Source organism: Cupriavidus sp. SK-4, from assembly GCF_000611125.1.
Classification (GTDB): Bacteria; Pseudomonadota; Gammaproteobacteria; order Burkholderiales; family Burkholderiaceae; genus Cupriavidus; species Cupriavidus necator.
Genome location: NZ_JFJW01000111.1, coordinates 19,482 through 43,180, shown reverse-complemented (window position 1 = coordinate 43,180; position 23,699 = coordinate 19,482). Strand labels below are relative to the sequence as shown.

The 23,699-nt window shown below is 62.0% G+C and carries 19 protein-coding genes and 1 pseudogene; 9 read left to right on the top strand and 11 right to left on the bottom strand.

The window, feature by feature from the left end:
- Nucleotides 1-22 precede the first annotated feature (22 nt).
- On the top strand, nucleotides 23-901 hold the full coding sequence (locus CF68_RS24220) for an ADP-polyphosphate phosphotransferase (protein ID WP_035823710.1): 879 nt from the start codon (nucleotides 23-25) through the stop codon (nucleotides 899-901).
- Nucleotides 902-1,822: 921 nt separating this feature from the next.
- On the opposite strand, the gene CF68_RS24215 is transcribed toward CF68_RS24220, so the two are convergent.
- From CF68_RS24215 to CF68_RS24170, 10 genes are all read right to left on the bottom strand, one after another.
- A complete protein-coding gene (locus CF68_RS24215) occupies nucleotides 1,823-2,791 on the bottom strand; it encodes a tripartite tricarboxylate transporter substrate binding protein (RefSeq protein WP_035823708.1) in 969 nt (322 codons plus the stop codon).
- Between the two features lie 110 nt (nucleotides 2,792-2,901).
- Complete coding sequence (locus CF68_RS24210) at nucleotides 2,902-4,791, bottom strand: feruloyl-CoA synthase (RefSeq protein WP_035823706.1); 1,890 nt, start codon at nucleotides 4,789-4,791, stop codon at nucleotides 2,902-2,904.
- Between the two features lie 99 nt (nucleotides 4,792-4,890).
- Nucleotides 4,891-6,567 carry an AMP-binding protein gene (locus CF68_RS24205; protein WP_035823705.1) on the bottom strand — a complete coding sequence of 559 codons (1,677 nt, stop codon included), beginning with the start codon at nucleotides 6,565-6,567 and terminating at the stop codon, nucleotides 4,891-4,893.
- Between the two features lie 52 nt (nucleotides 6,568-6,619).
- The gene (locus CF68_RS24200) at nucleotides 6,620-7,297 is read right to left on the bottom strand and encodes a TetR/AcrR family transcriptional regulator (protein WP_051591662.1); all 678 of its coding nucleotides are present in this window, start codon (nucleotides 7,295-7,297) and stop codon (nucleotides 6,620-6,622) included.
- A gap of 136 nt (nucleotides 7,298-7,433) precedes the next feature.
- Nucleotides 7,434-8,258 (bottom strand): SDR family NAD(P)-dependent oxidoreductase, encoded by an 825-nt coding sequence (locus CF68_RS24195; protein ID WP_035823718.1) that lies wholly within the window; start codon nucleotides 8,256-8,258, stop codon nucleotides 7,434-7,436.
- A 67-nt stretch (nucleotides 8,259-8,325) separates the two neighbouring features.
- Nucleotides 8,326-9,108, bottom strand: coding sequence for an SDR family NAD(P)-dependent oxidoreductase (locus CF68_RS24190; RefSeq protein ID WP_235205873.1), 783 nt, complete (start codon nucleotides 9,106-9,108; stop codon nucleotides 8,326-8,328).
- A gap of 62 nt (nucleotides 9,109-9,170) precedes the next feature.
- Entirely contained in the window at nucleotides 9,171-9,965 is a 795-nt protein-coding gene (locus CF68_RS24185; protein ID WP_035823703.1) for an enoyl-CoA hydratase/isomerase family protein, read from the bottom strand.
- Between the two features lie 96 nt (nucleotides 9,966-10,061).
- On the bottom strand, nucleotides 10,062-11,222 hold the full coding sequence (locus tag CF68_RS24180; RefSeq protein WP_035823701.1) for an acyl-CoA dehydrogenase family protein: 1,161 nt from the start codon (nucleotides 11,220-11,222) through the stop codon (nucleotides 10,062-10,064).
- Nucleotides 11,223-11,238: 16 nt separating this feature from the next.
- Entirely contained in the window at nucleotides 11,239-12,438 is a 1,200-nt protein-coding gene (locus CF68_RS24175; RefSeq protein ID WP_035823698.1) for an acyl-CoA dehydrogenase, read from the bottom strand.
- 29 nt (nucleotides 12,439-12,467) lie between these two features.
- Complete coding sequence (locus CF68_RS24170) at nucleotides 12,468-13,469, bottom strand: tripartite tricarboxylate transporter substrate binding protein (RefSeq protein WP_035823696.1); 1,002 nt, start codon at nucleotides 13,467-13,469, stop codon at nucleotides 12,468-12,470.
- A gap of 408 nt (nucleotides 13,470-13,877) precedes the next feature.
- On the opposite strand from CF68_RS24170, the gene CF68_RS24165 reads away from it, so the two are divergent.
- Nucleotides 13,878-14,258 carry a hypothetical protein gene (locus CF68_RS24165; protein WP_035823695.1) on the top strand — a complete coding sequence of 127 codons (381 nt, stop codon included), beginning with the start codon at nucleotides 13,878-13,880 and terminating at the stop codon, nucleotides 14,256-14,258.
- Between the two features lie 498 nt (nucleotides 14,259-14,756).
- Nucleotides 14,757-15,086: pseudogene (locus tag CF68_RS36460) on the top strand (transposase); the annotation flags it as partial.
- Between the two features lie 598 nt (nucleotides 15,087-15,684).
- Here CF68_RS36460 and CF68_RS24160 read toward each other — a convergent pair.
- Nucleotides 15,685-16,332 carry an IclR family transcriptional regulator gene (locus CF68_RS24160; RefSeq protein ID WP_035823693.1) on the bottom strand — a complete coding sequence of 216 codons (648 nt, stop codon included), beginning with the start codon at nucleotides 16,330-16,332 and terminating at the stop codon, nucleotides 15,685-15,687.
- Nucleotides 16,333-16,429: 97 nt separating this feature from the next.
- On the opposite strand from CF68_RS24160, the gene CF68_RS24155 reads away from it, so the two are divergent.
- From CF68_RS24155 to CF68_RS24125, 6 genes are all read left to right on the top strand, one after another.
- Complete coding sequence (locus tag CF68_RS24155) at nucleotides 16,430-17,407, top strand: tripartite tricarboxylate transporter substrate binding protein (protein WP_035823691.1); 978 nt, start codon at nucleotides 16,430-16,432, stop codon at nucleotides 17,405-17,407.
- Nucleotides 17,408-17,451: 44 nt separating this feature from the next.
- Nucleotides 17,452-18,327, top strand: a complete 876-nt coding sequence (locus CF68_RS24150) for a TauD/TfdA family dioxygenase (RefSeq protein ID WP_035823689.1) — start codon at nucleotides 17,452-17,454, stop codon at nucleotides 18,325-18,327.
- 60 nt (nucleotides 18,328-18,387) lie between these two features.
- Complete coding sequence (locus CF68_RS24145) at nucleotides 18,388-19,248, top strand: TauD/TfdA family dioxygenase (protein WP_035823687.1); 861 nt, start codon at nucleotides 18,388-18,390, stop codon at nucleotides 19,246-19,248.
- An 862-nt stretch (nucleotides 19,249-20,110) separates the two neighbouring features.
- A complete protein-coding gene (locus CF68_RS24135; protein WP_035823683.1) occupies nucleotides 20,111-21,019 on the top strand; it encodes a LysR family transcriptional regulator in 909 nt (302 codons plus the stop codon).
- Between the two features lie 181 nt (nucleotides 21,020-21,200).
- On the top strand, nucleotides 21,201-22,433 hold the full coding sequence (locus tag CF68_RS24130; protein WP_035823681.1) for a CaiB/BaiF CoA-transferase family protein: 1,233 nt from the start codon (nucleotides 21,201-21,203) through the stop codon (nucleotides 22,431-22,433).
- 95 nt (nucleotides 22,434-22,528) lie between these two features.
- Complete coding sequence (locus CF68_RS24125; RefSeq protein WP_035823678.1) at nucleotides 22,529-23,503, top strand: tripartite tricarboxylate transporter substrate binding protein; 975 nt, start codon at nucleotides 22,529-22,531, stop codon at nucleotides 23,501-23,503.
- Nucleotides 23,504-23,699: the final 196 nt, after the last annotated feature.

Genomic DNA, 23,699 nt, shown 5'->3' with positions numbered 1-23,699 from the left:
TCGTCCCGCTGGGAGAACGACCATGAATTTCAATTCCGACGATTTCCGAGTGCGCGAGGGCGACACGGTTTTGCTTACGAAATGGCCGACGCGCGTGACTCCCCTCCACGGGTCGAGGGACCAGTATCGTACTCTGCTAGCCGAGCACATCGAGAGGCTCAGCAAGCTACAAAGTTTGCTCTATGCGGACAACCGCTACTCTGTTCTCCTCATCTTCCAGGCAATGGATGCGGCGGGCAAGGACGGCGTCATCAAACACGTCATGTCGGGCGTCAACCCGCAGGGATGCCAGGTGTTCAGCTTCAAGCATCCGAGCGCAAACGAACTTCAGCACGATTTCCTCTGGCGCACCACCCACGACCTGCCGGAACGCGGCCGCATCGGCATTTTCAACCGCTCTTACTATGAGGAGGTGTTGATCCTTCGCGTGCATCCCGAGATCCTTCGCGGCGAGGGTCTATCGCTTGTGTCGGGTTCTGGCGAATCCCTCTGGCATGGCCGCTACCGTTCGATCGCTGATTTGGAAGCCCATCTTTACCGTAACGGCACGCGTGTCGTGAAGTTCTTCCTGCATCTTTCGAAGGAGGAACAGCGTAAGCGCTTTCTCGCGCGCATTGACGATCCCAATAAGAACTGGAAATTCAGCATGGCCGACGTCGAGGAGCGAAAATTCTGGACGAAATACATGACGGCGTACGAGAAATGTCTGAGCGCGACTAGCACGGAACTCGCGCCCTGGTACGTAGTACCCGCCGACGACAAGGAGGACGCACGGCTGATCGTGTCGCAGATCATCCTCGACACCCTCGGTGAGCTGAAATTGCAGTACCCGAAGACGACCGCCGAGCGGAAAAAGGAATTATCCGAGATCCGCGAGCAACTCACGAAGCAGAGAGACTAATCGGGCAGGCCGACGAAACACGTCCTTGGCAGCAGCTGATTGTTTAAGGCTTACGCATCGTGGGAAGAACGTCCGGTTTCGGGTTTCTCGGACGGCCGCAACAGGTCGATCACGCACAATTCGCCTGTGCACGATACTGGACATTGCGAACCGGCTGCAACGGGGAAGGCACGAATGGGGGGTTTGGCGGATGATCTGCCGACCGACCCGAAGGCATGAATGACAGCTGTACTCTCAAAAGCTGCCGATGAGGTGGTGCCTGGTCCAGCGGCCGGAGTGCAGCCGGAAGCCGCCAGTTGGGCGAGACCAATGCTGTTACTGAAGCTTTGTCTGCCGATGTCTAGTGCTGAGGAAGAACCATCGGGACGATTGCGAATCCTCTTATCGCCACAGACACGAGGGACGGCAACACTAGACCCGTCGCCGAAACAACCGCGACCGGGCGTAGCATCTCGAACAATCTGGCGGATTCCGTTTCAGACGGCCTCGTCCAGCGTCTTCACAATGCCATTCAATGGCGGGCCGGGCGGGGCAGCCGCAAGGCTGGCCGGGTTTTCCGCTGCAGGCGAGCCTAGCAGAGGTAATGGCGTTCACCGAGCACGAGAAATTGTATGGGCTGGGCTGCGACCTAGTGGACGTCTCATTGCTGGTTTCTACTTTGATCACCCCAGGCGGCCCTGCGCTGCGACTGGTCGGTATGGCAACTCGACCGGCCCGTGGCGTGCCCATGCTGCCCTTGCGCACCAGGCTCGGCGTGACGCCACGGCGGAAAAGCACGAGCCCACACACCGCGCGGGTACAGCGCCCGGGATTCGGGGAAGCGCGCACACTTCAGCCAATACGTATAGGTGCGGCGGACCCGCTCGCTCACCGATGCCGAACGCATCCGGCTCTGAGGAACAGAGCACAACGCGTGCCATATCAATCGACCTTCGCCCCCGATATCTTGATCGCGCGCTCGATGACAGGCAAAGAGGCATCGTAATCCCGGCGGAACTCCGCAGCGGAGTTGCCGATCGGCTCCATCGCGAAGAACTGAAGGCGCGCCTTCATTGGCAAGGACTGGATGGCCGCACGCGCCTCCTTTTCCAACCGTGCAAGCACCGGAGCCGGAGTGCCGGCCGGAACCAGCATCCCGCCCCAGCCACGCGACTTGTACTCAGGATCGGCCAGGCCCGCTTCGGCCATGGTAGGCACATTCGGCAGGTCCTTGTTCCGGTGATCGCCGAGCACCGCTAGCGCCCGCACGCGCCCACTTGCCAGGTGCGGCGCCAGGGTTCCCAGGGTCGCGGCGGCCCACGCCACTTGTCCGCCAACGAGATCCTGGACCATCGGCGCTTCAGCCTTGTAGGCAATGTGGGTCATGTCCAGCCCCCTGGACTGGCTCATATAGGCACCCGCCAGATGTGGGAAGCTGCCGATGCCGTAGGAGCCATAGCTGACCTTGCCCTTGTTCTGCGCCGCCCATGCGAGGAACTCCTTAATGTTCTTGGCCGGCACGTCCTTGCTCACTGCCAGGACATGTGGCCCGACCCAGAGCTGCGTCACCAATGCGAAATCACGGCGCGCCTCGTAGGGCATCTTGGCGTAAAGGAAAGGCGCGTTGGTGAGCGGCGCCGAATGCGTCACGAGCACCGTGTATCCGTCTGGTTTCGCCCTGGCCACGGTTTGCGCCGCAAGCATGCCGGCCGCTCCCGCTTTGTTTTCGACGATGATGGCTTGCCCCATGCGCTTGCTCATGTCTTCGGCCAGGCTTCGGGTCAAGGAATCTATGCTGCCACCCGGCGCGGACGGTATCACGAAAGTGATCGGCCGGCTCGGATAGTTGTCTGCGATGCTCAGCGTGCTGCAGGCGAGTGTGGCGGTGGCAAGAATGGCTTTGAGATACATGGAAGTGCTTCCTTCAATCGTCGGACGATGTATGCCGTGAGCCCATTTCCCCCAGGGCTCCCGATAATGTTTGCGGTAGTGACACGCGTTAGCGCTCTCTTGGCCAGTTCTTAGTGCGCGCAGGCAATATGGGCTGCGGGTTGGGCCTGAAAGAGTTCCTCGACCAAGTGGGCGCGGCGCGCGCGGGTAGCGGCCTGGTTGACATAACCCTTGTCGGCAATTTCGTTGGCATCGCCTGAGGGCGGGTCGGCCATCAGCAGCAGGCGCCGCACACTAAGGCTGGCGCCCGTTGCGCCCGGGGCGCGCAGGCGCTCGCGCAACGCGGCCACCACGAGCGGGTGTGCCACCAGCGCCTCGGCCTCTAGTCCGACCAGCTCCGGCGCCAACTGCCGACAGGCCGCCATGTTTGGCCAGGCCAGCGCCGCAAGATACTCATGGTCGTGGCCGCAGATCACTGCATCGGTGAGCAAAGGGGCGCACTGGTCGAGCAGTCCTAGACGGACCGCGCCGGTGCGCACCCAGGTGCCGTTGGCCAGCTTGAAGTCCTCGCCCACGCGCCCGGCAAAGCGCAGGCCCTTCGCTGGACGGAGTGGATCGACCAAGTACACCGCGTCGCCTAGGCGGAAATAGCCTTCCTCGTCGAATGCGACAGCAGTCAGGTCCGGGCGCTTGAGGTAACCGGAAAAGAGGAACTCGCCACGCATGCGAATCTCGTAGCGGCCATCGCCGCCGTCGAGCGGGACCAGTTTGACCTCGGCGCCGGGCATCGGCACGCCGATATTGCCAACATCGTCGGTGGCCCAACTGCAGTACACGCCCATGGCGGTGGTTTCTGTCGACGCCAGGCCGGAGCAGAACACGATGCGCTTGCCCACGGTCTGCACGGCCACCCGCTGGATACGCTGCAGTACATCGCGCGGCAGGCTGGCGCCGCCGTAGCCGAAGTTGATCAGCTCGGCAAACAGGCTGCGGGCGAGCACTGGGTCGCGCTCCAGCGCGTCGGCTAGCATGCCCAGCGCCGACGGCACACTGGAGAAGACGGTGGGCGAGATTTCGCGCAGATTGCGCACCGTGCGCTCGAACAGACCGGGCACGGGCCTGCCGTCGTCGATATAGTGGGTGGCGCCGAGCACCACCGAGCGGCCCAGGTTGACGATCCCCCCCAGGCCGTGGTGCCAGGGCAGCCAGTCCAGGAAGACCGGCTGGCGCCCCAGCAGGGCCTCGAAGTTGTCGACGAAGTAGGCTGCCACGGCCTTGAGGTTGCGGTAGGACGTGGCCACGCCCTTCGGGCTCCCGGTTGACCCCGAGGTGAACAGCACACGCACGATGTCCTGCGGCCGGATGGCGGCGTGGGCTGCGGCCAGCGCGGCACGGCGCTCGGGCGTCAATTCGGTGGCAATGAGATCGTCCCAGGCGATTTGACCGGCGGAGGCGCCATCCACGGCAATCACCGGCACTTCAGGTTGCTCCAGCGCCGCAAGGGCGCGCGCGAAAGGCGCGGCGGCCTGTACAAATACGGCGGCTGGCGGCACCAATTCGGCGACGCCCTTCAGGCGGGCAAAATCGCGGCTGACGGTCGAATAAGCTGGCGACACCGCCGCGGCCGGCACGCCGACATACTCGGCAGCCAGCAGCAGTATGACCTGTTCGATGGAATTGCCCGAGAGCAGCATCAGCGGGCGCTGCTGCCCCAGGCCGAGTTCGAGCAGCGCCGCAGCCACGGCTTGCACCTGCTGCCAGAGCTCTGCCCACGATATCGAGCGCCATGCGCCCAGGACCTTGCGTTCGCAGAAGGCCGGAGTGCCGCCGCGGCGCTCGGCCCATTGTGGCAGGAAGTCGACCAGGCCGTTTTGCGCAATGGCGGCCGGCGTGCTAGCCGAGCGCAGGATCAAGGTGCCGTCAGGACGGTATTCCACCAGCGTGTGCCGCTCCGGAAAGTACACGGGGCGATAGGGTACCGCGCTGGTCGGATCTACCAAAGGTGCCAGAGGTGACTTCATTTGTGCTTATTCTCCCGCGTTGGTTGCGCTCTGGCGTGAGCGCGGCCGCCGAATTTATATGACTTATGAATCAATATTCATTTCTATGCGAACATGAGGCTACCGGGGCAAAGCCCTGTACGCCGCGGCCGCGTGGATGTCGCTCTCGATACGTGCACGCAAGACATGCTTGAGCACCTTTCCCGCTGCGTTGTGTGGCAGTTCGTCCAGCATGATGAGTTGTTCGGGGAATTTCTGCCGTGCCAGGTTCGCTGCTTCCAGGAAGGCCACCATGCCATGGAAATCGAGCGAAGCACCTGCTCGGACGACGACACAGGCACAAGGTGTCTCGCCCAACCTGGCATGTGGCATGGCAACGACCGCAGCCTCCTGGATCGCAGGATGCTGATGCAGGACATCCTCGATTTCCTTGGGACTGATGTTCTCGCCGCCACGTATGATTAAGTCCTTCTTGCGGCCAGTAACCGTCAGATAGCCGCGATCGTCGACAAAGCCGAGGTCACCGGTATGGAAGAAGCCCTCGGCATCGAACGCCTCATCGGTCTGCGCCGGATGGGTGTAGCCGATCATGACCTCGGGTCCGCGCGTGACGATCTCGCCTATCTGGCCGTGCGCCAGTGGGATGCCGCTGGTGGCATCGACGATCCTGACCTCATGATTGTGGATGCGGCCATCCGTGGTCGCACCCAGTTCCGGCGGATCTCCCTGAGCCACGCCCGACGACACGGTGGGCGCCTCGCTGCTGCCATAGCCGCGAAACGTGGTGCAGTTCGGCAATACGGAGCGCGCGCGCTCGATGGCTTCCGGCGGCACCGGAGCACCACCGCAGCCGTATTGGCGCAGGGGCGGCAGCTTGAGCGCCTGGCGCTCCACCTCGCTCACGAGTTCCAGCAGAAAAGGAGTCGCGCCAACGCTGAACGAGACCCCGTGCCGGGCAATGAGCTTGACCCCGTCGACCACGTTCCATCGCTCCATCAGCACCACCTTCAGGTTGGCGGCAAACGGCAGTTCAAGCGCGTACAGATAGCCCGTGATATGCGTTACCGGCGAAGGCATGAAGACCACGTCATCCGGGCACAGCGAGCGCTGGCGGATGACAGCGTCGATCTCGGCACGCAGGGTGTTATGGCTGTGCAGCACACCCTTGGGGGCACCAGTGGTCCCGGACGTGTAGAGCAGCAGCTTTACCGCATTGGGATCCACATCCGGAAAGCTCGATGCCGCGGCGGAGAGCTCCGCGTCCTCCTGAGCCAGCCAATTGTCGAAGCTGGCATATCCTTCTCGGGCAGCCCTGACCAGCACAACGTCCCTGAGTTCGCACAGGCCGGGGCGCAGCCGTTCGACCATTTCTACGTAGTTGATGCTTCGGAACGTTTCCGGAATGAAGAGCACGCGCGTTTGCGAGTTCTTCAGGATGAAGCCGACCTCCGCATCCCGGTAGATCGGCACGATCGGGTTGCAGACGAAGCCGCCGATCGCTGCAGCAAGATTGATGACCAGTGTCTCGTGCCAGTTCGGCAGCTGGAAGCTGATCACCTCGCCGGGCTGCAGACCGCGGCGGCGAAGCGCCAGCGCCAGCCGGACACCCCGCTCGAACAATTGTCCGAAGCTGAGCGCAACCTCGCCGTCCACAACGGCCACGCGATCGTGCACCGAGCGAGCCCGCTCAAGTGCAAGATGCTTGAGCGTGACCCCGGTCCAATGGCCGGACTTTGTGTAGCGCTCAATCATCGCCTCATCCAGGCGCGTACTCCAGCCGCTCACATCTGTTTTCATTTCCCCTCTCCTCCTCCATGGTCTCCTGCCTTCGGGGGGCAATCTCAAGCCCTTATCTAAGCCCCTTGCGAACCAGCTTCATATAGGTCTGGATGATCTCCTCCAACTCCACCGGCTCGCCATTCCGGATCTTTCGGCGGGCGTCGTACAGCAGATAGGCGCGGGCGGCGATCAGCATATTGGCCACCGTCTCCAGCTCGTTGTGGCTGAAATGACGGATCTGGCCTGACTGGACGCCGCGCTCCAGCGAATCCATGTACCTTTCGCACAGCCGCTTGTAGTGCTTCTCATATGCCGCCGGCGCGACGAATTCGGCTTCGCGCAGGATGCGGCTGAAGCCTGGCCTCCGGTCTATGTACTCAAACAGCGCCCGAAAAGCGCGCTCCTCGACGTCGAACACATCCTTGGCCCCAGCGACACCCTGGCGCAGGTACTCAAGCATTTCCTGCCCGATGGTGGGCAGAAGTTCATCGAATAGCGCCTGACGCGACTCGAAGTACAGGTAGAACGTGCCTTGGGCAATGCCCGCCACGTCGGTAATCCGGCTGATCGACGCATCGGCATAGCCCCGCTCCCCGACAACCTCTGCGGCTGCCGCGAAGATGGTCTTGCGTACCTCCTCGGAGCGGGCTTCCTTGCTCAGCCGCTTACGCTGCCTGACCACTGCCTTTAGAGGCACGACTGGCTGCTCGGCAGACTCCACTGGCTTCTTGTTCATCGTGAGGTTCATTGTTTGCACATAACCCTCTATTAAACCGCAAGATGACAATCGGCGACTTCGAACTCTCCATCCACGTCACTCCGTCGGGGGCGAATTGGCGCCGCTGCAATTGGCCCGACCCGGGAATCGTCTGGCGCCGCCCTTCCTAGGCAATGTCCTGCGGCGGCCCTCCGCATTCGATCTGTCCAAAGCGGGCCTGGACGCGCCCCATGATCTCCGGGTGGGGGAGAATATAGAACGCATCGTCGTCAATCCCCTGCAGGACGATCTGGGCGACCTCATTGGCACCCAGCTTCGCGCGCCGGAACGTACGATCCAGCCTGTCCTCGCTCGGGCCCTTGAGGGGTATGTCGTTATGCAACGCCGCGGGCCGGTATTGTTCCGACGCGGCAATGCCGGTATTCACGTAGGACGGACATACGACCGATACGCCGATGGGACATGCCTGCATGCGCAGATCGTGGTAAAGGCACTCAGACAGGGCCACCACCGCATGCTTGCTGGCGCAATAGGCGCCCCCGCCAGGTACGGCTGTCAGTCCCGCCCCGGAAGCGGTGTTCACCACCCGCGCCGCACGTCCCTGCTCCCGCATTCTCGGCACGAACGAGCGAATCCCGTGGACGACGCCCATCAGATTGACGCCCAGAATCCAGGTCCAGTCCTGTGGGGAAAGCTTCCAGGCGGGTCCGCTTGCCAGGACGCCGGCATTGTTGAACAACAGTGCCGCATCGCCGGTTGCCTCAAAGGTACGCTGCGCCAATACTTCCACCGCCTGGGCATCGGAAACATCCGTGATGCATAGCAAGGCATCGGCCTGCCCCGCCAGCTCGGCCGTCTCTTCGAGCGCTGGCCGCTGCAAGTCGGCAAGTACCAGCCGCATGCCTCGTGCGGCGCAGGCCGCCGCAAGAGCCCGGCCAATGCCACTGCCGGCGCCGGTAATGACAGCGGTGCGCCCGCTCCAATCGTTCATCCTCGCCTCCATCATCATCGCTGGCACACACCCATGCGCGCGGGTGCCGTTTACATGCAAGTCGGTCCTAGTTCCTGGCGGCCTCGCCGGCCGCGCCAAACGCCGTCCATCCGCCGTCGACCGCCAGCGTGGCGCCGGTCACATAGGATGCCCAGTCGGAAGCGAGATAGGCTACGGCATGCGCAATCTCGATCGGCTTGCCCATCCGGCCCATCGGCGTCCGGGTCTCTATTGGCGCAGGATCGAACTTGCCAGCACCTGCCAGGCGGTCGATTCCGCGGGTGAGCGTGTAGCCAGGCGCCACGCAGTTTACGCGCACGCCTGCCCGGGCCCATTCGCAGGCCAGCGCGCGGGTCAGCATGATCACCCCGGCCTTCGACGCGCCATAGGCATGGATGCGCGGGCTTCCGCCCAGGCCCAGGATCGACGCGATATTGATGATGGCGCCGCCGCCACGCTCCACCATCCGCGGCCCGACAGCCCTGCTCATGAGATAAGTGCCGGTCAGGTTCACATCGATCGCACGCTGCCATGCCGCAAGCTCCTGGCTCGCCGTGGCCTCTCGGGGGCCAAGCATGCCGGCGTTGTTCACCAGCACATCGATCGAGCCCATGCGGTTGAAGGCTTCCGCCGCGACGCGTTGCACATCGGCCTCTGAGGATACGTCCCCCTGCACCAGATAGTGTTCTGGCGCCGCCGCGCCGCTCCCGTTGAGATCCACCACGCAAACCGTGGCGCCCAGCTCCGTGAACAGCCTGGCTATGGCTTCGCCTATGCCGCTGGCTCCGCCCGTGACCAGCACCGTCTTGCCCTGAAAGTCCATTGAGTAGTCCCTGTTCTCTACGCCCATGCCTGCTTCCTGCATTGCGTCGGTAAGGTGGGCCCTCCGGCTGGCAAGGCCCACCCGTGACATTACTTGCCGGTGAAGACCGGTTTGCGCTTGTCGCAGAAGGCGTTAACCGCTTCCCGGTGATCGGCCGACAGGCTCGACAGCCACTCGTAGGAGAGCGAGGTGTCCATGATCGAGTGCGCCAGTTGCTTGAGCCCGATATTCGCGGACACTTTGCTCCAGCGGATCGCTTTGGTCGGACCCGAGGCCAGCTTGTCGGCAAACTCCTTGACCCGCTCATCGAGTTCGGCCGCAGGTACCGCATGGTTGATCAGGCCTATGCGCGCCGCTTCCGTGGCGGTGAGCACATCTCCGGTCATCAGAAATTCCTTGGCGCGCGCATAGCCGATCAGCTGCGGCCAGATCACCGCCCCGCCGTCGCCGGCCACCAGGCCGACGCGGACATGCGGATCAGCGATCTTGGCGGTATCGGCAGCGAAAATCACATCGCAGAACAACGCGATGGTGGCGCCCAGTCCCATCGCATGGCCATTTACCTTGGCGATGATCGGCTTCTCGCAATCGAGCAGGGAAAAGATGATCTGCTTGCCTTCGCGCGCGGTCTTGTGGAAGGTGCTCGGGCCGTCGAGCTTCTTGCGCATCCCTTCGATATCGCCGCCGGCGGAAAACGCGCGGCCCTCGCCTGTCAATACGAGGACATCCGAATCCGGGTCGCGGTCGGCGTCGACAAAGACCTGCGCCAACTCCTCATGCAGCTCCGAGTTGACGGCATTGAGCTGGTCGGGGCGATTCAAGATCACCTCCAGCACACGGCCGCGCCGCGCGAACTTGATGGTTTGATACTCGCTGAATTTCATCTCTTCTCCTCACTCTATCGTTTCACCAGCACAAAAAATGACTACTGATCCATCATTCATTCACAAGGGTCGAAGCAACCGGTGGCATTGCGGCAGTTAGCCAACCGGCCTCAAGGAACGCTGCACCCCAGCCGCGCAGGCAGCCTCATGCTGATCGCTGTTGCCGAACAGCAAATCGGCCACGATGGCGTGCTTGAAGAAGTGGCCGACGGCAAATTCCTCGGTCATGCCAATCCCTCCATGCAACTGAATCGCCTGCCCGCACACGAACCTTGCACCACGTCCAATCAAGGCCTTGGCCTGCGACACGGTGTGCTGCCGCGCCACCAGATCGTCGTTCTCGATCGAATCAAGCAGTCCGTACAGCATCGAGCGGGCGAGTTCCATCTCCGCCACCATGTCGGCCATGCGATGCTGCAGTGCCTGAAAGCTGCCGATAGCCACGCCGAACTGCTTGCGGAGCTTCAGATAATCCGCGGTAATCTCGATGGCTTTCTCCATGCCGCCCACCAGTTCCGCGCTGAGCGCGGCGACCCCATGCGCAAGGCCAAGCTGCAAGGCCGGCAAGCCGGCGCCGGCTTCACCCAGCAACTCCTCTGCCCCCACCTGCACGTGGTCGAACATGAGTTCGCCGGCCCAACTACCGTCGTGCAGCGGCAAAGGCCTGATCGACAGGCCAGGCGCGCCGGCGTCCACCAGGAATAGCGTGATGCGCTCGTCCGCCTTGCCGGTTGTGTCGGCGATTCTTGCGGAAACGATAATGCCGTCCGCGCCCAAGGCGCCCAGCACCAGCGTCTTGCTACCCTGCAGCAAATAGCCGTCTGCGTTCGGCTTGGCCGTCAGCGTCACCACGGCGGGATCACCACGCGATGCGCTCTCGCTATAGGCGAGCGCCAGGCAGCGGGAGCCGGCGGCCAATCCTGGCAGCAGGCGATCCTTCTGGGCCGCGGTCGCGACGGCCGTCAGCGTCTGCGCGGCGAGCACGGCGCAGCCCAGATAGGGTTCGATCACCAAGCCGCGACCGAACTGCTGCGTGATCAGGACCGTGTCCAGCACGCTGCCGCCGAGGCCGCCATGCTCTTCAGGCAAGGCCGCCGCGAGCCAGCCGTTGTCGGCAAAGACATGCCAGTGTTCAGTGCTACCATCCCGGCCCCTGCGCAGTTGCCCCGTGCGCTGCTCGAAGCCGTAGTCCTTGTCGATGAAGCGACGCACGCTGTCCTGCAGCAAGCGCTGTTCCGAGTTCAAATTGAAGTGCATGATCAGGAAGCCCGCATCAAAATTGGAACATCATCTTGGCGATGATCCCGCGTTGAATCTCGCTGCTGCCGCCATAGATGGTCGCAGCCCGGCGGTAGAACATCTCGCTGGCGATGTCGCCGAGCGGGTCTTGTCTTGAAGTTTCCCGCTCCGCCCCAAAGTGTCCGTCAGCCGCGGGGCAGGCAACCGCGCCGTGGTCGCCGAGGGACTCGACCAGGAACTCGCTCAGCTTCTGCTGCAATTCAGTGCCACGGAGTTTCAGAATCGATCCCATCGCATGCGCGGCGGGGCTATGGTCCGCTTCCATTGCGGCAACCCGCTGCACCAGCACCGAGATCGCCCGCACCTCCGCCTCCAGGCGCGCCAGGCGCAGCGCAAATTCGTGCCGCTCGAGCAGGGATCCGGTGCCGGCGGGCGCCCGGCGTGCCAGGCTCTTGAGCCCGTTCAGCATGCGCAGGAGCGTCGGCAGATCGGCTGCTGAGGCATGCTCGTTGTTGAGGAGGAACTTGGTGAGCTTCCAGCCCTCCCCTTCGGCCCCCACCAGGTTGCTCATCGGCACGCGTACATTGTCGAAGAAGGTCTCGTTCAGGTGATGCCGCCCGTCGATGCTGATGATGGGCCGCACCGTGATGCCCGGCGTCTTCATGTCCACGAGCAGGAAACTGATCCCGGCCTGCTTCTTCACCGAAGGATCGGTCCGGACCAGCAAGAAGATCCAGTCCGCCTGGTGCGCGTAGCTGGTCCAGATCTTCTGGCCGTTCACGAGATAGTGGCCGCCGTCGCGCACGGCCTGGGTGCGCAGCGAGGCCAGGTCCGAGCCGGAACCCGGCTCCGAGAACCCCTGGCACCACAGGCGCTCGCCGCTGAAGATCGGCGGCAGGTGTTCCGCCTTTTGCCTGGGCGTGGCAAAGTGATTCAGCACCGGTCCCACCAACTTCTGCGCAAAATTGTCCTGGCTTGGCGCACCGGCCGCGGCACACTCCTCGTCAAACACCAAGCGCTGTTGCACCGTCCAGCCGGTGCCCCCATGCTCGCTGGACCAGTAAGGCGCACCCCAGCCGTGAGCGTTGAGGATGCGCTGCCATTGCACCAGTTCCGCACGCTCTGAGCGCACACCGTTCTTGCGCCCCACCAGCGCCGCAGGCAGGCGCTCACGCAGGAATGCCCTCACCTCCTCCCGAAAGGCATCGCGATTTGGGTCTCTTCGAAAATCCATCTGAACGTCTCCTCGTTACATCAATCCGGTCACGGTTGCGCGAGATGCAATTCCTCGACGATCCGCTTCTGCTGGTGGAAGGTGGTATTTGCGTACTTCCTGTAAGCCTCGGTGCTGAGGTAAAAGGGCTCCTCGTCATACTGCTGGAGCGTCTTTTTCATGACTGGGTCTTCAAGCGCCTTCTTGAAAGCGTCGTGCAAAGCCTTGACGACCTTGTCGTTCATGCCTTTCGGGCCGGCGATTCCGTATGGGGAATTTGCGACGATGCCGTAGCCGAGTTCCTTGAGAGTCGGAACATTGGGCCAGCGCTCGGTACGCTTTTCGCCCCAGGTAACGAGCAGCCTGAACTTTCCGCTGTCGACCATCGGCGCCCAGGACGTCGTGCCGGCCAGCGCCGTGAGATGGCCGCCCAACAATGCCGCGGTCGCATCGCCCGCCCCCTTGAACGGCGCGCCGGTCCAGCGGATCCCCTCCTTCCTGGCAATCTGCTTCATGGTGATGTCGATCGTCGTGTTGACACCGGGCGTTGCATAGCTCACCTTGCCCGGGTTCTTCTTCGCGTAGTCGATGAACTCAGCCCATGTCTTCCACGGTGAGTCGGCGCGTACCACCACACCCGACGTGTAGCCCGACAATCCGATGATGTAAGTGAAGTCCGTTAGCGGATCGTAGTTCGTGGCCTGGAGATGCGGGATACGGAAGACGGACAGCGGGACCTGTGCGATCGTGTACCCGTCGTTCTTCGCCGTTTTCGCCATGGCCGCCGGGCCCAGCGTGCCGCTGACGCCCGGCTTGTTGATGACAACGATGGACTGACCGAGATATCGGCTGGCAGTGTCGGCCAGCGCGCGCAGTACGGCGTCCGCGCCGCTCGGCCAAGGGACGATGAACTGTATCGGGCGATCCGGAAACTCTCCCCCCTGGGCAGGCCCCCACGCGAAAGTGCCACTGGCGCCAAGAAACAGCGCCGCAAGGCAGTGCAGCGCCCGCCTGCGCCTGGCTCCAAGTGAATGCTGTAGCGACTCGTTCATGGTCTTCCTCCGAGGTCAATTCAACTTGTTCTCGCAATCTTAATGATTGCTGAGTCATTATTCATTTATTGGCAAAGTATGCCTACTCTAAGGCTGGCAGATCAGCCCACCTCTCCCACCTACCATCAGGCGAGCTCGAAAAATTTTTATGATCGATGACTCATTGTTCATTTTTAGGGCGATATTCGATTCTGTCAAGAAGAACCTAGACTCCAATACGCGAATTCCGCTAAGTGCTCCCATCTGTTCTCCACGTGAGTAACTTGTCAGGACACGCACGACGTCCTGGCTGGATAACATGGCCTGTGCGAATCTCAACCCACCCATCCCTACCTGTCCAAGTAAAGCAGCCAAGCAGGCGATTTCGTACCACCCGCATCAGGTGGGGCGTAGCGATGGGCGCGGCGTGTGACCCACCACGTCACGCCGGCCGTGCAGATGGCGACGGCAGAGTTCATGCGAGACGGCCATTACATGCGGCACTTGCGGCGCATGAAGCGCATCTATGCGGCCCGAAGCCAAGCGCTGCTGGCAGGCCTCGAGTCCCGGGAATTCGAGGCCTATCCGGCTGGACTGGCTATGGTGGTGCGGCTCCCCGACGACGTCGACGACAAGACGATCGCGCGGGAAGCCTACGCCTATGGGCTCGCGCCCGCGGCGTTGTCGGGCTGGTACTGTTCCACATCTACGCAGCGATCGGGGCTGCTACTCGGGGTGGCGACAGCGATTGAACAGCAGATTCCAGCCGCTTGCGATCGCCTGCACCACCTGATCCGAAAGTTCACCTGATCGCAATGGGTCGGGAGCGGAAGTTCGACGCGACAGCGGCGTCGGCGACCTGATGGATTTCCGGTTTCGGCCATGAAGCGTAGTTGGTCCACGCGATCACTCGGCCAATCGAACGTCGGCTCCAGCCAAGCTAACGGACTTTCGCTGGCAGCGATGCAAGTCGCTCCATCGGCGGAAGCGGAACGCTCTGGTCATCTCAGAGGCTTATCATGAGAACGATTTCTATTTCTAGATAATCCAGATACCGGTTGATTAGATACTGATATGACTTCCGTTGTCAATCGGATTGGTTCGGTTTCTGGTCAGTGCATTTGATCTGAATTTCCTGAGGGCGACGTAGCAGTAATTCTCGACGGTGGATCACACTGATATTCGCGGGTTGGCTACCGCATTACAGAGGTCCGTCCAACGAGCCTGCCGCTACCTATGGTCGCAAATCGGATGACATTCCTTGCGTAGTATCTTCGCGGGTTACTCGGATGCCCGGGCTACGCCGCCTTTGGCTGGCGGAAATTTCACAACCGGCGCGAAGTCGCCAGCTCGCTGGGCTTGGCGCCAACGCCCTACAGCAGCGGCGAAAGCCAGGTCGAGCAAGGCATCAGCAAGGCTGGCAACAAACGAGCCCGCTGGCTGATGATTGAACTGGCGTGGAGCTGGTTACGCTACCAGCCTGCAAGTCAGCTCACCCAATGGTTCAATGAGCGCTTTGCGCCAGGTGGCAAGCGCATGCGGCGCATCGGTATTGTGGCACTGGCACGGCGATTGGCTATTGGCCTGTGGCGCTATCTCGAGTACGGCGAGATTCCAGTCCAGGCCAGGCGAACATGAGAAGGAGGATTTTCATTATGTGTGGATTCAGACCGCTTCGCGGTCGGGCAGCCAGGCGGGCGGGCGGCGGACGGATGTAAGTGTGAATTCTCTCGGTCGCCTGTTTGCCTCTGCTTCCAAGCATCGGCGGTGCTTACGCTCACTTTTGCGAGCATAAGGCTCGCTCCTATCAATACGTGTGCAAGCTGGCTCTGCGCGGCTGGGTGCCAGGACAAGCGCCATGAGGAGGGCTTTTCAGCTTCCCGTTTGTGACATGCGCCTCAGAGGCCCTGCTCCCGTCAAGAATCGCGCCGTTCCGAATGGTCTGCAGCGTCGTTGTCCCTGGTTGCCTAGGGCGGGGAGCCAGCCCATCGCTTATCTGGCCGGCAAACCACTTACCATCAACTGCCGCCGGCGCGCGCCACACTCAGGGGGCCGATCACCCCCAATTTGCGAAACGACCTTTGGAAAGCGCCGCAGGGATCCGAGCGCTGGTAGCTGGAGGTGACCGACAAATGCTACAAGACCCGGCTGGTGCCGGCTATCGGTGAGGCTCTCGCCTGATCAGGGCCTCATGCTAACGGCAGGAAAGCCGTTCTCAGCGGCGAACACACCCCCCTCAAGCCGGCGCCAACCCAATCATCCGGCTAACATTCCCCGCAGCGCGCTGCAGCGCCGGCACCATCTCCTCCCGGATCCGCGCAGGCGTAGCCTCGCCCATTGACGTAGAGATCCCAAGCGACAGCTGCCTGGACCCCACCGCAGGCAGCGGCACGGCAATCGACATCTGATTGCTTTCCGGATATTCCAGCTCGCTCCATTCGCCAACCGGGAGCGAAAGCGCCATGGCCAGGGCGCTGCCGTGCGGCAGCACGCTGCCTACCCGCAGGTTCATGACCACCAGCCGGCGCCGTTCGGCGGAGGCCATGGCGCGTCCGACGATGATGACGCCTTCGGGGTTGATCTCTCCCAGGTTCGCCGTGCCGGAATACGCGTCGGCCAGCTGCTGCAGGTGCTCCTGCACCGCCTCGGTCACACCCAGGCTTTCCATCGCGGCAAATCCGATCTCGAACACGCGCGTGGTCAGGCGCCACTGGCCGGCCTCGCGCGCTACGTAGCCCTCTTCCTCCAGCGTCAGCAGGAATCGCAGCACCGTGGGGTGGGGCAAGTCCACCGCACGTGACAGCTCGGCCAGGGTCGGACGGCCGTTCTGGCGGAAGGCTTGCAGGATGGCTAGACACCTGAGGATGGATCTATTACTCTTCATTCGTTCACTACGTGTAATATACGTTCACTAGGTGAACAATATAAACCAAGAAAGCGTGGGCGGCAAGCATTCTCGCTGCTCCACCACAGGAGACAACATGAAGCGCCCCATTTTCAGTGCCGCGCTGGCCTGCGCGGCTGCAATCATGCCCGGGTCTGCCGCCTGGGCCAGCGATGCCTGGCCGAGCAAGCCGATCAAATGGGTGGTCCCTTACCCGCCCGGTGGATCCACCGACATGCTTGCGCGCATCGTCGGCCAGAAGTTGGGGGAACGGCTCGGGCAACCCGTGGTGGTGGAGAACAAGGCAGGCGCCGGCGGCAATGTCGGCACTGACTACGTGACCAAGCAGCCGGCCGATGGCTACACCATCGTGATGGGTAATATCGGCCCCATCGCCATCAATCCCTCGCTCTATCCCGACCTGCCGTACAAGCCGGGCAAGGATCTTGCGCCGGTGACCATGCTGATGGCGGTGCCCAACCTGCTGGTCGTGAATACGGCACTGCCGGTGCAATCCGTGAAGGACCTGATCCAGTACGGCAAGCGCCAGGCTACGCCGCTGACCTATGCAACGCCGGGCGCCGGCACCTCGCTGCACCTGGCGGGCGAGCTGTTTGCCAGCACCGCCGGCGTGCGCATGACCCACGTTCCTTACAAAGGCAGCGCGCCGGGGCTGAACGACACCGTGGCGGGCCATGTTCCGGTGATGTTCGACAACATGCCGTCGGCGCTGCAGCTGGTGAAGTCCGGCAAGCTGCGCGCGCTGGCCATCACCGGGGCCCAGCGTTCGCCGCTGCTGCCTGATGTGCCCACCATGGCGGAAGCCGGCCTGCGCGGCTATGAGATTGCTGGCTGGTTTGGCGTGCTGGTGCCGGCCGCTACGCCCAAGCCCGTCATCGCCCGGCTGGATGCAGAACTGGAAGCGGTACTGAAGATGCCCGACGTCCGCAAGAAGATCGATGAAATGGGCGGCGTCATCTCCGGTGCCGGGCCGGAGGCGTTCGGTGTCTTTATCGACGCGGAAACGCAGAAGTGGCGCGCGCTGGTGCGTAGCGCCCATATCACTGTCCAGTAATCCTCGCAGCCGCGAACCGTCTATCAGCAAGGAGAACACAAGCCATGTCGCAATATCGCTTTATCGATGTCCAACCTATCGCGGGCGCCCTCGGTGCGGAGATCACCGGAGTAGACCTGTCCAAGCCGGTGCCGGATCAGACCTTTGCTGAGATCCGCTCGGCGCTCCATGACCATCAGGTCATCTTCTTTCGCGACCAGCAGCTCACGCCCGAGCAGCACAAGGCATTCAGCGCCCGCTTCGGCAGTCTCCTCGAAGTACCGTTTGTCCGTGCACTGGAAGGCCACGCTGAAATCCTGCCGGTAATGAAGGGCAAGACCGAGAAGACACGGCGCAACTTCGGCGGCGCCTGGCATACGGACATGAGCTACGCGGAAGTCCCACCACTGGGCTCCGCCCTGTATGCGCGCGTGATTCCGCCTTACGGTGGCGACACTCTCTGGGCCAGCATGTACCAAGCCTACGATGCCCTCTCAGACGGGCTCAAGCTGGTGCTCGACAAGCTCCGGGCGGTACACAGCCCCGTGCGCTCTTATGGAGCAGGCGGTGCTGTCGTCAACAATGGCGACCCCGCTCACAAAATGGACGTACGGACCGATGACCGCGCCAACAGCGAGATCCTGCATCCGGTGGTGCGGGTGCATCCCGTCACGGGCAAGAAGGCGCTGTACGTCAACAGTACCTACACGCTGCGCTTCGAAGGCATGACCGAAGAAGAAAGTGCACCGCTGCTGCAATACCTCTACGCCCACGCCGCCCGCCCCGAATTCACCTGTCGCTTCCGCTGGAGTCGCGGCGCGCTTGCCGTGTGGGACAACCGTTGCACGCAGCATCTGGCCATGAATGACTACGATGGCTTTGACCGCGAGCTGCATCGCACAACCATCGCTGGCGACCGCCCGGTCGGCGTGGCAGCCTGAGCGCGCCGCTGTTCGTCTGGTGCGCCCCACTCGCTCCCTTACGCACATCTAGGAGACGCCATGGCAATGCAAGTTTTGCCGCAGGACGCACCGTGCGGTGCGCTCATCAAAGGCCTAGACCTGAGGCAGGCACTGACCGATGCGCAAGTCGCTGAGATCCGCCAACACTGGCTTGCGCACAAGGTCATTGCCTTCCCGGACCAGGAGCTCGCCGTGGAAGACATTGAGCGCTTCGCCGCGACGATCGGCCCGCTGGGGAGCGATCCCTACTTCACCGCCATCCCCGGCCATCCTCATGTCGCGCAAGTCCGGCGCGATGCCGCGGAGCGTACGCCGATCTTTGCCGAGACCTGGCATTCGGACTGGAGCTTCCTGGCACAGCCGCCGGCGGCCACGGTGCTGTACGGCAATGTCATTCCACCGGTGGGCGGCGACACCCTGTTCGCTGACCAATACGCCGCCTGGGACGCATTGCCGACTGAGCTCAAGTCACTGGTGGCTGACAAGCAAGGCATCCATTCTGCGCGCCGCGGCTATTCGCGGCAGGGTGCCTATGGTGAGAAGGACAAGGGGCGCTCGATGGCGATCCGCTATTCGGACAGTGCGCTGGCGACGCAACTGCATCCTATTGCGCGCAAGCATCCGGAGACGGGACGCACGGCCTTGTTCGTCAGCATGGGCTACACGATTGGCATCGATGGCATGAGCGACGAAGAGGCGGCGCCAGTCCTCCGGGCGCTGTTCGACCATCAGGCTCAGCCGGAGTTCGTGTACCGACATCGGTGGTCGCAGGGGATGCTTATGGTTTGGGATAATCGGTGCGTGAATCATGCCGCGACGGGGGGATATGACGGGCATGACCGGCTGCTGCACCGGATTACGGTGGAGGACTGGAGCGCTAGTACCTGTTCACGGGATTAGGAGAACCATTCAGCGGACATATCTTAGGCCGGTCCGGCTACTCCTCACTTGCTTCGCTTCCTCCTCTAACGTCAGCGCGTCGCCAGCAGACGGATACCGCCGCACGCTGACCATAAGCTGCCGTGCAACGTGTCCGGTTGCGGCAGTATCGGCGGCGCCGGCGGCCTGCTCTGCACCAGCGTGTTTGTCGACGGCATTCCTCATGCCGAAGGCCGACATCGTCCCTACCCCGCGGATTGAGTACGTGGCCGGCTGGAGCTGTGCATCCTTGCCCTGCAAGGCCATCCCGCAAAGTACGTGCGCAAGCTAATACGCCCTGTCGAAACAGTTCGCACCGACGTCGTTATCGACAACCGGGGCGATGGCTTCCACAGATCACCTGATGATGGAGAGTATCAACTACTGCGCCAAGGCCAGACTACGGTTTCTGACCAGGCACGGCGCCCGCGATGCCGCTATTGCGAGCCTGGGTGTCACCTCCTCGCGGCAAGGTCAAGCGGCTGGGAGTCGCCAACTCCTTCGCCTTGTTAGAATTTGCGGATTAGGAGGCTATGGGAAGAGTGCGCAACCCGACCGTTCTTCGCATGACCAAATGGCCAAATATGGGAGGGCAATTTGTTCAGCGATGCATTGGGGAGCAGTTCCTGCCTCGTGCTGCAACGATGCCTTCGAGGCGAAGGCTGGCCGGCAAGTCATTCAGCGCGCTCGCTCCCCCTAGCCCATTACGAATATACTGGCCGGACCACGGAAGAGCCTCGCCCATGTGAGGCCGACAAAGTGCCAGCAAACATCCTTTTGCCAGCAGCCACCCCCCTTAAGGCCGTTGGCTTTCGCTAACCTGACCCCTAGGCATTCTCCAATAATGTGGCAACCGGACCCCGCCTCTCTTCGGCTCTTCATCGCGGTCTGTGAGGAAGGCAGCATCGCACGTGCCAGCGAGCGAGAGGGCATGGCCACGGCAGCCGTGAGCAAGCGCGTGGCCGATATGGAGCGCGGACTCGGCACGCAACTACTGATCCGTAGTTCGCGTGGCGTGAACCCTACGCCGGCGGGAGATATCCTTCTGCGCCATGCCAAGCAACTGATGCTAGGCGTTGAGCAAATGCAATCCGATCTGAGTGAGTTCTCCTCCGGGGTCCGAGGCCTGGTCCGGGTTCTCGCGAATATTTCGTCCATCGTTGAGTTCGTGCCTGAGGAAATCGCCTCCTTTCTGCAGACACACGAGAATATTCACGTCGTTCTTGAGGAACGGGCCAGCTCGGAAATCGTCAGGGGCATTGCTGAGGGTAGCGCCGACATTGGCATCTGTCGTGACTTCGTCGCGGAACGGGAAGTCGAAATGATGCCATTCCGCGCGGATCACTTCTGCGTCGTCGTGCATCGCAGCCACCCTCTGGCGGATCGGAGCGAGATATCTTTTGCAGACACCCTCGGCTACGAGCACGTTGGCTTCGCACCCAACGTCGCCCTACATGCGCTGACCCGCAGAGTTGCCCATGAGCACAGGCGAACCATCCGGTATCGGGCCAACGTCACGACTTTCGATGCGGCGTGCCGCCTGATACACCTGAATCTTGGTCTCGCCATTCTGCCTGCGGAAGCCATACAGAAGTACCAGCCGCTCTACGATATCTGCGCGGTCAAGTTGACCGACCCGTGGGCGACACGGCAGTTCGTCATTTGCGTTCGCCACGCCGACCAGCTTTCCTCCGCTGCGAGCAAGTTTCTTGCACATTTGACGCGCCCTCTCCCTGCAGGCAATTCATCGTAGTAATGTGGCAGCAGTAACTCTACCCGTCCGGGCCATCGCGTAAGACGATGGCAGCCATCGCCGGACTGCAATTGCTGCAAGCGCGGCATGAAGGCAAGCTCTGATCCCAGATCATCTAAGGGAATTTGAGCGTGCAGCCTGGCGCAATTTCCACAAGCCCTGCCGCATACGGAGCACTTCAATGCGTAGCGAAAAGACTCCAGCAGCGCATCGTCTGCCGCTAAGCGGAATCCGTGTCGTTGAGATGACCCACATGGTCATGGGTCCGGCATGCGGACTCATTCTTGCTGACTTGGGAGCAGAGGTCATCAAGGTCGAGCCGCCGAAAGGTGACGGCACTCGCCGGTTGCTCGGCGCGGGCGCAGGTTTTTTTCGGGCCTTCAACCGGAACAAGAAAAGCATCGCGGTTGAGGTTAGCGAAAGCAAGGACATGGAAGCCCTGCTGAAGCTGATCGACACCGCCGATGTCTTTCTTGAAAATTTCAAGCCCGGCCGCATGAAGGACCTGGGTCTGGACTATGAAACGCTTCGCAAGCGCAACCCGAAGTTGATCTATGTCTCGCACAAAGGATTTCTCAGCGGGCCATACGAGAAGCGTCTTGCTCTCGACGAAGTTGTGCAGATGATGGCGGGGCTGGCCTACATGACAGGCCCGGTCGGACGTCCCTTGCGCGCCGGCAGCTCGGTCAATGACATCATGGGCGGCATGTTCGGCGCCATTGGCGTCCTGGCTGCCTTGTACGAACGCAACACCACCGGAGCAGGCAAGGAGATTCAATCTGGCCTGTTCGAGAACTGCGTCCTCCTGTCTGCACAGCACATGCAGCAATACGCCGTGACCGGAAAACCCGCCGCCCCGATGCCCGCACGGATCAGTGCCTGGGCCGTTTACGACGTGTTCCAGCTTGCAGGCGGCCATCAGATGTTTATTGCCGCGACGGGCGACGCCCAGTGGCGGACGCTTTGCCGCATCATCGGCAGGAGCGATCTCCTCGAGGACCAGCGCCTTGCGTCCAACAACGACAGGGTATTGGCAAGGGACTGGCTGTTGCCCACGCTTGCCGAAACGCTGAGCGCCTTCCGTCCCGAAATGCTGACGGCCGCCTTCGAAGCTGGCAACGTACCGTTTGCTGAGATCACCCGCCCTGAAGAGCTCTTCGACGACCCTCATCTCAAAGAGAGCGGCGGGCTGGCGAAGCTTCAGGTCGATGACGGCACCACTACCGAAGTTCCGCTGCTGCCGTTCACCTTGGATGGCGCACGGCTGCAGCCTCGCATGCCGATACCGCGCATTGGCGAGCACACCCGCGAGGTGCTGGAGTCCGCCGGTTGTGGCGCAGGCGACGTGGATGGCATCGTGGCCAGGCGCTGCGAACCCGGTCTTGCCCAACCGGCATCTGGCTGCGGGGATTGATCCTGCCGCCAAGCGATACCAGCGTGGGCATTCGCCAGCGTGGAGGTCTGGCGACGTTCAGGCTAGCTCGGAAATATCGAGAACAGGAGACAAGGATGAAGAAAGGAATGACTGCAGCGGTTCTAATGTGTGGGCTGATGGTGGCAACATCCGCATCCCATGCAGAAACCACATGGCCGGCCAGGCCAATCCGGTTGGTGATCCCGTTCCCGCCCGGTGGCGGCACCGATATCCTTTCTCGCATTGTTGCGAACGAGGTGTCTCAGAGTACCAAGTGGACGTTCGTCCCGGATAACAAGCCTGGCGCCGGCGGGACCATCGGAATTGCCGGTGTGGTCAAGGCCCCACCCACTGGCTACGACATTGTGATGGGGCAGAAGGACAATGTCGTGGTCGCGCCATGGGTGAACAAGGCCGTGACCTACGACCCGCGCAAGGATCTCGTGGCAATCGCTCACGTTGCCTACATTCCCCTGGTAATCGTCAGTCCAAAGGATTCCCCTTACAACTCATTCCCGGACCTGGTGGCCGCCGCTCGGAAGTCGCCTGGCACGATCACATATGCATCACCGGGCAACGGCACTACGGCCCATCTTGCAGGGGAGATCATTGGCAAGGCCGCGGGCATCAAGCTCCTGCATGTCCCCTACAAGGGCTCCAATGCTGCGCTGGTAGACACCATGGCCGGGAACGTGAATGTGATGATCTCCTCGGTCCCATCGGCCTTGGCGCAGATCAAATCGGGAAAGGTGCGGGCCATCGCTGTCACCTCGGCAACGCGTAGTACCGCCTTGCCCGAAGTCCCCACGGTTGCCGAGAGCGGGTACAAACAGATTGACGTCAGCACCTGGTATGGGCTCTTTGCTCCTGCGAAGACGCCGAAGAACGTTGTGGAACGCATTGGTGCGGAAGTGAACAAGGCAATGGCCAAGCCAGCTGTCATCCACAACATCAATGAACAGGGTGCGGAAGCGAAGTCCATGTCCGCGGCAGAGTTCTCACAGCTTGTCCAAAGCGACTATTTGAAGTGGAAGGACATCGTAAAGGCGTCCGGAGTCACGGTTGAATGAGCAGGATTGGCTAAGCGTCATAAATGCGATGGCTGATCTTAGCCGGAGGCCCGCTCGTCGCAAGGACTCGCGCGCTCCAGCCCCGCTTATGGGGCACTAGTAGCGTGCAGCTCTCTGCGGCGAGCGATGAAAAACCTTCCCAAGCCTCGCTTCAGCCTTTGGCATCTTCAGTAGGTGGCTGGTACCCGGCACTGAG

What these genes read in the sequence shown, in the direction of transcription:
- CF68_RS24200 (WP_051591662.1), bottom strand. Translation starts at nt 7,297, where the DNA reads ATGAACCTCACGATGAACAAGAAGCCAGTGGAGTCTGCCGAGCAGCCA.
- CF68_RS24180 (WP_035823701.1), bottom strand. Translation starts at nt 11,222, where the DNA reads ATGCACTTCAATTTGAACTCGGAACAGCGCTTGCTGCAGGACAGCGTG.
- CF68_RS24190 (WP_235205873.1), bottom strand. Translation starts at nt 9,108, where the DNA reads ATGGGCGTAGAGAACAGGGACTACTCAATGGACTTTCAGGGCAAGACG.
- CF68_RS24175 (WP_035823698.1), bottom strand. Translation starts at nt 12,438, where the DNA reads ATGGATTTTCGAAGAGACCCAAATCGCGATGCCTTTCGGGAGGAGGTG.
- CF68_RS24130 (WP_035823681.1), top strand. Translation starts at nt 21,201, where the DNA reads ATGCGTAGCGAAAAGACTCCAGCAGCGCATCGTCTGCCGCTAAGCGGA.
- CF68_RS24205 (WP_035823705.1), bottom strand. Translation starts at nt 6,567, where the DNA reads ATGAAAACAGATGTGAGCGGCTGGAGTACGCGCCTGGATGAGGCGATG.
- CF68_RS24220 (WP_035823710.1), top strand. Translation starts at nt 23, where the DNA reads ATGAATTTCAATTCCGACGATTTCCGAGTGCGCGAGGGCGACACGGTT.
- CF68_RS24145 (WP_035823687.1), top strand. Translation starts at nt 18,388, where the DNA reads ATGGCAATGCAAGTTTTGCCGCAGGACGCACCGTGCGGTGCGCTCATC.
- CF68_RS24210 (WP_035823706.1), bottom strand. Translation starts at nt 4,791, where the DNA reads ATGAAGTCACCTCTGGCACCTTTGGTAGATCCGACCAGCGCGGTACCC.
- CF68_RS24195 (WP_035823718.1), bottom strand. Translation starts at nt 8,258, where the DNA reads ATGAACGATTGGAGCGGGCGCACCGCTGTCATTACCGGCGCCGGCAGT.
- CF68_RS24170 (WP_035823696.1), bottom strand. Translation starts at nt 13,469, where the DNA reads ATGAACGAGTCGCTACAGCATTCACTTGGAGCCAGGCGCAGGCGGGCG.
- CF68_RS24215 (WP_035823708.1), bottom strand. Translation starts at nt 2,791, where the DNA reads ATGTATCTCAAAGCCATTCTTGCCACCGCCACACTCGCCTGCAGCACG.
- CF68_RS24160 (WP_035823693.1), bottom strand. Translation starts at nt 16,332, where the DNA reads ATGAAGAGTAATAGATCCATCCTCAGGTGTCTAGCCATCCTGCAAGCC.
- CF68_RS24135 (WP_035823683.1), top strand. Translation starts at nt 20,111, where the DNA reads ATGTGGCAACCGGACCCCGCCTCTCTTCGGCTCTTCATCGCGGTCTGT.
- CF68_RS24155 (WP_035823691.1), top strand. Translation starts at nt 16,430, where the DNA reads ATGAAGCGCCCCATTTTCAGTGCCGCGCTGGCCTGCGCGGCTGCAATC.
- CF68_RS24150 (WP_035823689.1), top strand. Translation starts at nt 17,452, where the DNA reads ATGTCGCAATATCGCTTTATCGATGTCCAACCTATCGCGGGCGCCCTC.
- CF68_RS24185 (WP_035823703.1), bottom strand. Translation starts at nt 9,965, where the DNA reads ATGAAATTCAGCGAGTATCAAACCATCAAGTTCGCGCGGCGCGGCCGT.
- CF68_RS24125 (WP_035823678.1), top strand. Translation starts at nt 22,529, where the DNA reads ATGAAGAAAGGAATGACTGCAGCGGTTCTAATGTGTGGGCTGATGGTG.